Here is a 2299-nt window from a genome sequence, read left to right on the forward strand (position 1 = left end):
GGGTTAGGGGGGTGGGCTGGCGCGACATCTACGTTGTTTTGCAACGGTTAAGTCAGAAGCTCGCTTCGCTCGCGCCCACCCCTAGCCCCTCCCGCCTGCGGGAGGGGAATGTCTTATGGTGGCCATTTCCCGACATTCCGAATTTGTCCACGCAGCCATTAAGGAGGGGCTTTGACCGGCGCGGCGCGAGCGGGGATCACCGCCATCGCGGCCCTTCGATCCAGCTTACCAGGCTGCGGCGCACGCCCTTCGTCACGGGGAGGACGCGGTGCTGGAGGAAGGAGGGGAAGATCAGCATGCTGCCGCGCGGGGCGAAATTCGCGCCCGGTTGCTGAAGGCCGAAAAATTCGAAGGCGCCGCCTTCATAATCTTCCGGATCGGACAATTGCACCACCACCGACAATTTGCGGTCGAACGGGCCGGAGGATTCCAGCCACACATCCTGGTGCCAGTCATATTTGCCCTGCGCCCGGCCGTGATATTCGGTATATTGCAGGTCGAACGGCCCGGCGATGTCGATGCCGAAATTGGTGCGGTTCGACGAATGGACGAACTGCATCAGGCGGTCGGCGATATCCTTGTCGCGGTGGACGTCCAGCCAACTGACGGTGGACGATCGATAGCCCTGGTCGGGCCGCGCGCCCTCGGCAAAGCCCACGGTGGCTCCGTGCGGCGCGTAGAGCGCGGCGCGCTTGACGATGGCGTCGCATTCCGCCGCGGTCAGCGCCGACGGCCATACCTCCCACACATTGTTCATCATCTTGTCTTCCTGCACCCGTTGTTTTTGCGTGTTCGCAAAAGGACGGATCAGAATGTCCGCCCCAGTCCGAAGAAAAAGCGCGCCTTGCGGCCATGGGCCGGGCCGGGGCGCTTGACCGGCACGGCGATTTCGGCGCTGGCCCGCCATTTCGGCCCCAGGCCGATCCGCACCCCGCCCCCCGCCGACGCAAGGCTGTAGTCCTGCGCGGCGAGCCGGTAGAAGGGCCGGGCGGTCGTATGCGCCAGCGCTCCTTCGACGGCGGCGAACAGTGCGGTTCCCTTTGGCAAGGGCGATTTCGCGGGCAGCGTCCATGTCAGTTCCATGCTGCCCGCGACCGCCTGTTCCGCCGTCAGCGTGCCGGTGCGGAAGGCCATGCCCGCGCCCCGCCCGCCAAGCGGGAAGCGTTCCGTCACCGGCAGGTTATCCTTCGAATATTGGCCCTTGATCGAAGTCCTGAGGCTGAGTTTGCCGCCGATTCCTTTGACGGCGACGGCCTGAACATTGATCTTGGCGAAGCGGTTTTCGGAGAAGCCGGTAAAGGGCCTTGCCCCCAAAGCATTCAGGCCGTGGCTGACCACCGCGGACAGGGCGTAACCGTCCTTCGCGTCGGCATGGGACCAGGCTGCGCCCAGACGCAACGCCCGCGACCGGTAATCGCCGAAGCGGATGTCGAGGAAATAATTGTCGCTGTTAATGCCGTCGACCGCCGCCGTGACCGACATATTGGTCTTTGCCGACCGCAGGACCGGATAGCTGAGCGCCAGACCCGCCAGCGTCGCCTCCCCCTGCGTCCTGCTGTCGCGGGACCGGCTTTGCATATGGGCGGCCTGCGCGCTGAGCGTCAGGCCGTCGCTGCCGATGGGCGTGCTGTGGCTGAGCGCATAATATTGATAGCGGTCGGGATAGAAGGGCAGATAGCCCGACAGGCGCGTGCTGTCCCCTTCCCGCGCCAGTCCGTTGACGGTCAGCGACAATTGCGCCTGCACCCCGTCGACGACATTGCTGACGCCGCTATTGTCGATGGTGAGGCCGATCTGCACCTGCCTGCGCTTGACGATCAGGTCGATCAGCAGATCGCCGGGCGCGCCCGACTGGCGCATCCGGGCGTCGACCGTCTGACCCGGAATGTCGCGCAGCAGCGACAGCGCGCGTTCCAGCGTGCTCTTGCGCAGGGGGGCGTCGCGCATCAGGCGGCGCATATGGGCGGCGATCAGGCCCGTCGGCATGCTGGGCGACATGCCCGCCAGCCGATAATCCCGCACCCGCCCCTCCACCAGCCGGACGGTCAGCACGCCGCCCTGGGGAATTTGCGGCGGGATGGCGACGGAATAATAGGCGATGTCGCTGTCCGCATAGACGGCGGCGACGGCATTGGCGACGGCTTGCAGCGTTTCGGCGGTCAGGGGACGGCCGATCTGCGATGCGGTGGCGGCGTCCAGCCGGGCGGCGGGCAGGCTGGCCCCGTCATAATGGAGCCGCGTCAGCAGCATCTGCGCGGCGGAGGCGGGCGCGACCTGGACCGAGGGCGCGGGGCGACCA

At 66.2% G+C, this 2299-nt stretch carries 2 protein-coding genes; both read right to left on the reverse strand.

Features of this window, described 5'->3' with window-relative positions:
- Positions 1-196: 196 nt before the first annotated feature.
- Positions 197-757 (reverse strand): 2OG-Fe(II) oxygenase, encoded by a 561-nt coding sequence (locus BV95_RS22470; protein WP_037457570.1) that lies wholly within the window; start codon positions 755-757, stop codon positions 197-199.
- A 50-nt stretch (positions 758-807) separates the two neighbouring features.
- Positions 808-2299 (reverse strand): ShlB/FhaC/HecB family hemolysin secretion/activation protein (locus BV95_RS22475; protein ID WP_037457567.1); only part of this gene is annotated, 1492 nt, incomplete at its 5' end.

This window comes from Sphingobium chlorophenolicum, assembly GCF_000722875.1.
Lineage (GTDB): Bacteria > Pseudomonadota > Alphaproteobacteria > Sphingomonadales > Sphingomonadaceae > Sphingobium > Sphingobium chlorophenolicum.